Annotated in this window: 9 protein-coding genes; 1 reads left to right on the plus strand and 8 read right to left on the minus strand. The window is 64.3% G+C overall.

The window, feature by feature from the left end:
- Positions 1–13: 13 nt before the first annotated feature.
- From NWI01_RS16170 to NWI01_RS16200, 7 genes are all read right to left on the minus strand, one after another.
- Positions 14–310: a BMC domain-containing protein gene (locus NWI01_RS16170; RefSeq protein WP_011315227.1), complete on the minus strand. Its 297-nt coding sequence runs from the start codon at positions 308–310 to the stop codon at positions 14–16.
- A 98-nt stretch (positions 311–408) separates the two neighbouring features.
- Complete coding sequence (locus NWI01_RS16175; RefSeq protein WP_041344994.1) at positions 409–660, minus strand: carboxysome peptide B; 252 nt, start codon at positions 658–660, stop codon at positions 409–411.
- A complete protein-coding gene (locus NWI01_RS16180) occupies positions 660–917 on the minus strand; it encodes a carboxysome peptide A (protein ID WP_011315229.1) in 258 nt (85 codons plus the stop codon). The genes NWI01_RS16175 and NWI01_RS16180 overlap by 1 nt, the downstream gene beginning before the upstream one ends.
- Positions 918–930: 13 nt before the next feature.
- Positions 931–2,457 carry a carboxysome shell carbonic anhydrase gene (locus NWI01_RS16185; protein WP_141384996.1) on the minus strand — a complete coding sequence of 509 codons (1,527 nt, stop codon included), beginning with the start codon at positions 2,455–2,457 and terminating at the stop codon, positions 931–933.
- Between the two features lie 11 nt (positions 2,458–2,468).
- Positions 2,469–5,156, minus strand: coding sequence for a CsoS2 family carboxysome shell protein (locus NWI01_RS16190; RefSeq protein WP_141384997.1), 2,688 nt, complete (start codon positions 5,154–5,156; stop codon positions 2,469–2,471).
- Positions 5,157–5,263: 107 nt separating this feature from the next.
- The gene (locus NWI01_RS16195) at positions 5,264–5,590 is read right to left on the minus strand and encodes a ribulose bisphosphate carboxylase small subunit (protein WP_011315232.1); all 327 of its coding nucleotides are present in this window, start codon (positions 5,588–5,590) and stop codon (positions 5,264–5,266) included.
- Between the two features lie 74 nt (positions 5,591–5,664).
- Positions 5,665–7,086, minus strand: coding sequence for a form I ribulose bisphosphate carboxylase large subunit (locus tag NWI01_RS16200; RefSeq protein ID WP_011315233.1), 1,422 nt, complete (start codon positions 7,084–7,086; stop codon positions 5,665–5,667).
- 231 nt (positions 7,087–7,317) lie between these two features.
- On the opposite strand from NWI01_RS16200, the gene NWI01_RS16205 reads away from it, so the two are divergent.
- Positions 7,318–8,250 (plus strand): LysR family transcriptional regulator, encoded by a 933-nt coding sequence (locus NWI01_RS16205; protein ID WP_141384998.1) that lies wholly within the window; start codon positions 7,318–7,320, stop codon positions 8,248–8,250.
- On the opposite strand, the gene NWI01_RS16210 is transcribed toward NWI01_RS16205, so the two are convergent.
- Positions 8,240–8,581, minus strand: a 342-nt coding sequence (locus NWI01_RS16210) for a P-II family nitrogen regulator (RefSeq protein ID WP_244613827.1), incomplete at its 5' end; no start/stop codon positions are given. The two genes, NWI01_RS16205 and NWI01_RS16210, sit on opposite strands and share 11 nt — an antisense overlap.

Raw genomic sequence — 8,581 nt, forward strand, 5'->3', positions numbered from 1 at the left:
TAAAAAACCGTGCTTAGGCGCTCGGCGTCTTCGGCAGGATGCCCTCAACCTCGCTGTGCACGCGCGCAATGATGTGCGCGGCCACCAGACCGTCACCCACGCGCTCGCAGGCGTCAGCACCGGCACGCACCGCCGCGTTCACCGCGCCGGTCTCGCCACGCACCAGCACGGTAACGTAGCCGCCGCCGACGAATTGACGCGAGATCAGGCGCACCTCGGCGGCCTTGGTCATCGCGTCCGCCGCCTCGATCGCGGGAACCAGTCCGCGCGTTTCAATCATGCCCAGGGCAATACCCATTATCTCAGCCATTTGTTCACTCCATTGTTGTCGAAATAAAAGAAACTCAAGCTAGTCACTGCACCCTGACGCCCGCTGCGCGCGCGCCGCTCTGCTCTTTGCTCACCGCGTCATCCCTCTTCCTCCCAGCCATCGATGATCCCGCAGATAGCCAGGTCGGTCGCCACTGTTCGATCGGGCATGGCCATGCGTGCGGCCGTGCCGGCGGCGGTGAATACCCATTTGCCAGGGGGCGCTCCGACAGGATCGGTCGCCACCGATATGTCTCCCTTCTGGCCCTTCAGAATGCGAAGCGAAGCCGAACCCATCTCCGGCACACGCCGGGTGCAGACAAGCTCGTCGACCACGCGCCAGACTTCCATCACGATACCTCCGGATTCCAGTGATCAATGATGCCGACGATGGTCAGATCGGACGGATAATCCTTGGCCCCCGCCGCATCACGCGCCGCGGAGGAGCCTACGCAAATCACCCAGTCGCCCGGAATGCAGCCGACGGCGTCGACCGCGACGCTGCGCGGCCCGTTCGGCGTTTCCTGAACGACAAGCAGCGGACGATGCCCCATGGCATCGATGCGATTGGTCGACACGAGGGTGGTTCTTACACGCATGATTTTCATGGCGCATACATCCTCAATGATCGTCGACAGGGTCATCGGCAACGAACACGCAGATCTCGTCGCCTGCACGTTCACTCACCGCAATCGCGCAATTGAGCAAGCCCCGGGCGGCCAGATCGGGGTAACGCGCCTCGATCGCGTCGCGCACCCGCCGCCCCCGCGCGATCGCCCGCTCGCGCGATTGAGGAATCCGCGCGTCGTACTCAAAATGCACCAGTACGGGCACCGGCAGACCATGCGCGACGTTGAGTTTGGCGAAGATTTTGATCCCGACGTCCATGTCGGGCGCACCCTCCTCGATCGTGTCGAGATGCGCGAAATAAAACAGGTTGCGCAATTGCAGCGACCTCACCGCTTGACCGGCGACGATGCATTCCTCGTCGTGCCCGATCGTCTTGTAGCGGCCGGTGTGGTGCTTGATGACGTATTCGATCTGCGACAGGTTGGCTTCGGCCAGCGCCAGCACCAGGCGGCGCATGCCCTCGTGCATACGGCCGTTGCCCTGGCCCCAGCCACCCATGCCCTCGGCGTCGGCGACGATCTCGGCGATACGGGCCCGCGCCGCTTCGGGCGCAAGCCCGAGGGTATCGCGGTAGACCTGCGCGGTCTCGAAGTAACGGTGCGCGTTGAGCTCGCCGAAGCCGTCGGGCAGATGGATGCGCAGTGCATCCAGATCGGTGTCGACACCGATCAGCAGCACATCCGGCGCTGCGCCCGAGCCGAAGGTCTGGTCGATCGCCGTGCGCAACTCGTTCTGCAGGCGCTGCAACGCAGCATCCGTAGCCTGACGGTCGTTGCTGCCGTGGGCAGCGCACCCCTGGCCGTTCGGCGAGGAACTGCTGAAATGATAGACGGCGATCTTGAGGTAGTTGAGGCGGTCACCATCGACCATCGCGCCCGACAGCCGCTGGACTTCGCGGCGGGCCCAGTCTGCAACGTCGGCCTCGACGTCGAACAGCGCGCCGGCATAGGCCTTCACGCGTACATTCGGTCCGGGCAAAATGCGCAACACGTAGGGGCTGACGCCTTGCAGCCGGCCATCGGAACAGGGGCTGATATCCACGGTGTGGTAGCCGCACGAACGCAGAAAGTTCTCGTCCAGCGGCACGCGCTGGCGCCAGCCGACCTGCTCCGCCTGTGCATTTTCGACGCTCGATTTCAGCGCGCTGAATATGCAACGCGAATGCAGGGCGGATAAATCCAGCCCGCACACCCAGGCGTCTTCGAGCAATTGCACCGGCAGATCGAAGCCAAGTTGCTCGCGGGCAAGCTGCTGCGAGCGCTCGATGAACTTCTCGTCGTGCTGATGCGTGGAGATACGCTTGAGCACGTCGACGATGCGGGTAAAACGCGAGCGCACGGTTCGCTCGTAGTCGAACAGCAGGCGATTGAGATCGCGATCGACCAGCGCATGCTCGCACGTCTGCCCGCTGCCGATCATGCACGCCGGATGATCGAGGATAGCCGCCACCTGAGGCGCCGCCGCGGCAGCCGGGCTGGCCTCTCGTCGCAGGGCCTGAAGGCGTTTGCGCGTGTTCATGCCCGCGATCCTCAGCCGCGCGCCCCGCCGGAGACGGTCACCGTGGCGCCGCGCCGGGTATTGCCAGCCGATCCGGTAATGACCGACTCAGGCACTTCAGGACGCTCAACGCCACGGAAAGCCATGGCGCTCGTTCCGGCTCCGCGCGGCTGACCGCGCATGGAAGGATTGCGCGCCAGGCTGGACGAACCCTCGGTGCCGGTGACACGGCTGTTGCCGTCCCAGGCGTCTCCCGAGACCCGTCGCCCCTGCTGACTGCCTTCGCCGCTCAGGCGACGCGCGGCAGGAAGCGAATGCTCCTCGTCACGCGGACGGCGCGATTGACCACCGTGCCGGAACTCCGGTGTGCCGGTGATCAGACCATCGGCCTTGTTGATCGGGCCGGTGATGCGCGAACTGCTCAGGCCGCTGCCGGTGATGACCTCGGTCTGCCGCTCGCGGGCCGCCTGCCGAGCCGGAATGTCGATGCTGAAATCCCGGGGAGCGGGCGGGCGTTGATCCGCATCCCGCGCGCGGAAGCGATCGCTCATCGCGCATTGCCCGGACGAAATATTATCCAGCCCGAGATAAGGCGTTCCCGAAATCGGCTCACAAGCGCCGCGCTCGTCGCCGGTGACCTGCAGCCCGCCCGCGCCCGGCCGATCGCCGGTGACCACGGTGGAGGGGATCACCGCACTTTCGCGCACCCGCGCAGCCTGCTGCTCGCGCTGCGGCGCCTGGCAGAAGCCGGTGTACTGGCCCTGACCGATGTATGGGGTGCCGCTGATCGGCGAACAGGTCCCGGCTTCGTTGCCGGTCACATGTTCCGCGCGGCCAGCAGCGATGCCCGTGATGGTCTGGCCGCGCAGCGTGGTATCGACCACGACCTTGCTCACCGGCGAGACGGCTGGCACCGCCTCGACCGGACATACGGCGGCCAACTGGCGGGTGCCAATGTAATCCGTGCCGGTGACGGGTTCGCACCCATAAGACTCGTCACCGGACAATTTTGGGCTTGGGGCGACCTCCGAACCGGTCACGGTCCGACCGCGCAGCGTCTGCATTTCAGACACCTTCCTGGGGCTGGGCGTCTTGCAAAGCCCGGCGAAGTCGGCAGTGGTATAGTACTGGCTGCCCGTGATGCTGCGGCAGGAGCCGACTTCATTGCCGGTTACCTTGGCGGACCGATCGACAGCGGTCCCTGACACGACCTGCTCGTCGCGGGTCGACATCACACTGACCTTCCGTGGGCCCCCTCCCGGCGGTGGGGTTCGACAAAAGTCGCGAAACTGTTCAACCGTGTGATACTCGGTGCCGGTAATCGGGCGGCAACTCCCGGCCTCGTCGCCGGTCTGCCGTTCGCTGCGGCCGACCACCGTGCCGGTGACAGGCTTGCCCGCAGCCGTATGGGTGATCGCCACCTTCGGAGGCGCGTCGTCGGTTTCTCCCTGACTGTAACGCGTGCCGGTGATGGCGCGGTCAGCGCCGTGCTCGACGCCCGTGACGCGGCGCGGACGATCGACCAGCGCGCCGGTAACGGTCTTGCCCTTGTCGGTGCGCGTGAGCGCCACCTTCTCGGGCCGCGCATCCGGACGCGTCGAACAGAACTGTTCAAAGCGCTCGGAGGAGAGGTACTCCGTGCCCGTCACGGGGCGGCACGCGCCCGCCTCATCGCCGGTGGTCCTTGTGGAGCGTCCCAGCGCGGTGCCGGTGATGCGCTGCTCGCGCAGCGTGCTGCTGACGGCGACCTTGGGCGCGGTCGGCTCAGGCCGGACCCCGCAGAGCGTCTGGAACTGCTCGAAGCCGATATACTCGGTACCGGTAATGGTGCGGCAGGAGCCCGGCTCATTGCCGGTCACCTTGGAGATACGTTCCACCTGGGTCCCGGTGACGGTCTGCCCGGAGAGAGTGTGCCCCTCCTCGACCTTGGCCGGCGCCTCGACCACATTGCGCGCGCGTATCCTGCCGGTCGGGCGAGTGCCGGCGCCCGACGCCTTGTCGACCCGGCCCGCCAGCGCCCGCACCATCCGATGCTGCATCGCGACCTGACGGCCAGTTGCGCCCTTCAGCATGGCGCTCTGCCAATCCTGCGCCGGCATCGAAGCGGCGATCCGCGTCGCCTGGGCGACGCGCTTGAGGCCCTTCTTGCCATCCTGGTTCAGCGCCGCACGGCGCATCTTTGCGAGCGCGCGACCGGACGCTTCCGGCGAGTTTACGGCTGGACGCGCGGCCGCGGGCGTATCGATCCGCACCGCCTCGATCTGCGCCGCTTCCTGCCGATGCGCGCCGTGGCTGCAACCGCATTGTCCACCGCAATTGCATTGCCCGCCGCAACCGCAATCAGAGTTGCGCACCTCCGTACGAGCCTCACGCCGCGGACGCACATGCGCCGCCGGACGGGACGCCACGCCCTGCCCTGCGTTCTTCAACGCCGCCTTACCAACCGTGGACAACGCCTGCCGGCGAGCCCTCGCCGCGGACTTCGGCGCCGTCGGCTGGATGATCGCAGCCGAAGCGGACGTTGCCGTCGAAGCATTGCTACGGGTGGCGCTGGCAACATGCGCCGCATTGAGTTGCAGCCAGCCGGCCGCAGAACGCTTGTCGGCTTGCGCCACGACGACCCCGGCCTTGCCGTGGCGCGCCATGGCCTGCCGACGCTGAAGCGCCAGTTCACGGCCGGATAGAGTTGCAGTGGCATGACCGGGGGCGACGTTTGTCATTCGGACCTCAGCACAAAGAACTCGATGAAGGAGCGGCGCCGATGCGCCGCGCCGCGAGCAAATCATGGGCGCCGAATCGAGTCGGCTCCAGCACCCACTTCATCTCATCAGCGGTACACGACGAACGCCATGCCCTGACTCTGAGCGTAATTGTCGTACGCAACGAAACGCACCATCTGATCCGGGAATTCGCGGTGGCAGGCTTCGATTTCGGCCACCACGGCGTCAACGGACTGCTCGCCGAACAACGGCAGCTTCCACATGTACCAATAGCTCGCCTTGGCGGGCGTGCCCTTCTCGGTGTGCTCGACCGCCGGATTCCAGCCCTGCGCGATGGCGTGAGCGATCTGACGGCGCACCTGCTCGGGCGTCATCTGCGGCAGATAGGAGAAGGTCTCGTATTTCTTGAGCGAACGGTAGGCTTGAACGGCCATGACTTAGTCCTTTCGGTTTTGCTGCGCGGCGGCGCACCCACTGAGCGCGCCGCCCACCGTATCCGTCGACCGGCTTACTTGTTGGCGATGGCGAGCTTGTCCATCGTTTCAAACTCGAACTTGATCTCTTTCCACGTTTCCATGGCGATCTTCAGTTCGGGCGAGTGAGCGGCGGCAGCGGTGAGGATATCCTTGCCTTCCTTCTCCAGATGACGGCCCTCGCCGCGCGCCTGGACGCAGGCTTCGAGCGCCACACGGTTGGCGTGCGCGCCGGCGGCGTTACCCCAGGGGTGGCCCAGCGTGCCGCCACCGAACTGCAACACCGAATCGTCGCCGAAGATCGTGACCAGCGCCGGCATATGCCAGACGTGGATGCCGCCGGACGCCACGGCGAAGCCACCCGGCATCGAGCCCCAATCCTGATCGAAGAAGATGCCGCGCGAGCGGTCCTCCGGAACGAAGGATTCGCGCAACAGATCGATCCAGCCCAGGGTGGAAGCGCGATCGCCTTCGAGCTTGCCCACCACGGTGCCGGTATGCAGATGGTCGCCGCCCGACAGACGCAGAATTTTCGTCAACACGCGGAAATGGATGCCGTGATGCGGGTTGCGGTCGATCACCGCATGCATGGCGCGATGGATATGCAGCAGCATTCCGTTGTTGCGGCACCAGTTCGCCAGACCGGCGTTGGCGCAGAGGCCGCCGGCGAGGTAATCGTGCATGATGATCGGAGCGCGGATTTCCTTGGCGTATTCGGCGCGCTTGTACATTTCCTCAGGCGTCGGCGCGGTCACGTTGAGATAGTGACCCTTTCGCTCGCCCGTCTCCTGCTCCGCCTTCTGGACCGCCTCCATCACGAAATCGAAACGGTCGCGCCAGCGCATGAACGGCTGGCTGTTGATGTTCTCGTCGTCCTTGGTGAAGTCCAGACCGCCACGCAACGCTTCGTAGCAGGCGCGGCCGTAGTTCTTCGCGGAGAGGCCGAGCTTCGGCTTGATGGTGCAGCCCAACAGCGGCCGGCCGTACTTGTTAAGCTTGTCGCGCTCGACCTGAATGCCATGCGGAGGTCCACCGCAGGTCTTCACGTAAGCGATCGGGAAGCGCAGATCTTCCAGACGCAGCGCCCGGACGGCCTTGAACCCGAACACGTTGCCCACCAGCGAGGTGAACACGTTGACGACCGAGCCTTCCTCAAAAAGGTCGATGGGGTAGGCAATGAAAGCGTAATAGCAGGTATCGTCGCCCGGCACGTCTTCGAGGCGATACGCGCGACCCTTGTAGTAGTCGAGGTCGGTCAGCAGATCGGTCCACACCGTGGTCCAGGTGCCGCAGGACGACTCGGCAGCAACCGCCGCCGCCGCTTCTTCGCGATCCACACCAGGCTGCGGCGTGATCTTGAAACACGCCAGAATATCGGTGTCGAGAGGCATGTAATCCGGCTGCCAGTAGCTTTGCCGATACTGCGTGACGCCGGCCTGGTACGATTTGACTGCCATATTCGAGGACTCCTTCATGCGCGCTTGTGCGGTAAGCGAACGACGGGCGAGGACCTACCGCTGTGCGGTGGCCATCCCCCCACCCGGCCCGGGGATGACGTTCGTGGGTCTCAGCAGGGTCTGTGATTCAGCCGGCCCCGCGATTCACGAGCCCTGAACATAGAAGATGACCCACATAAACACTAATTGTTATTTTTGATCATATACATTAGAGTAACTTATAGATTGGCCATGCATCTCACTCTCAGACAGCTCCAGATCTTCGACGCCGTGTTGCAACAGGAGAGCTTCACGCGCGCGGCCGATGCTCTGCACCTCACACAGCCGGCGGTCTCGATGCAGATGCGGCAGTTGGAAGAACAGATCGGCGTGCCGCTGTTCGACCATGTCGGAAAAAAAATCCGGCCGACCGACGCGGGCCGCGAGTTGCACCGCCATACCACGCTTATCGGCGCCAAGATGCGCGACCTCGAGTCGGCGATGGAAGAGTTCCGCGGCGTCCATCGCGGAGAACTCGACCTCACCGTGGCCAGCACGGCCAATTACTTCATGCCTAAGCTCATCGCAGCTTTCTGCGCCTGCCATGCCAGAGTTCAGGTGCGCCTGCAGGTGTCAAACCAGACGCATATTCTCGAGACGCTCTCGGCGGCGAATCAGGATTTGGCCATCATGGGACAGCCGCCGGAAGACAGCGAACTCGTCGCGCGCGCGTTTCTCGACAACCCGCTCATGGTCATCGCCTCGCCCGAGCATCCGCTGGCCGAACGGCGCAAGATCCCGCTGACAGAATTGGGTTGCCAGCCCTTCATTACACGCGAGCCCGGCTCCGGTACGCGCAATGCCGCCGAACGGCATTTTTCGCGTCTTGGCGTGGAATTCCACTCGGTCATGGAAATGAGCAGCAACGAGGCCATCAAGCAGGCCGTCGAAGCCGGACTGGGGCTAGGCATCCTTTCGCTGCACACCCTGGAACTGGAGCTGGCGATACGCCGCCTTGTCACCCTCGACGTGGAAACTTTCCCCATCGTGCGACAATGGTTCGTCGTCCACCGCAAGGGTAAACGGCTGTCGGCGGTGGCGCAGTCCTTCCTGGCGTTCATTACTCAGCAGGCGCGGCCGCTCGCCTCGCCCAAACACCCGCAGCAAACGCTGCTCACCCCATGAATTTCACCAGGCGGCCGACCTGGATGTCGCTGACGAGAATCACTCCCGAATGCGCCTCGAAAAACGGCAGGAAGCCCTCGAGCAGCGAGTCGAACAGACTCGGCGGAACGGCGGCGATGATCATGATGAGAACGTCATCCTCATTGAACATCAGGTGCCCTTCGTACATGCCGTGGGCGCCTTTCCCGGACAGGTTGCCGATAATGGTGTAGCCCTTGACTCCGGCGCGATCGAGCAGATCGGTGGCAAACTCCCTGTGCTCGCCCTGGAGAATGATTTCCAGCTTCTTCAGCGGATGCAGCTTGATCTCGTTCATGCGGAGTATTCCTTC

It is taken from the genome of Nitrobacter winogradskyi (assembly GCF_006539545.1).
GTDB classification, from domain to species: domain Bacteria; phylum Pseudomonadota; class Alphaproteobacteria; order Rhizobiales; family Xanthobacteraceae; genus Nitrobacter; species Nitrobacter winogradskyi_A.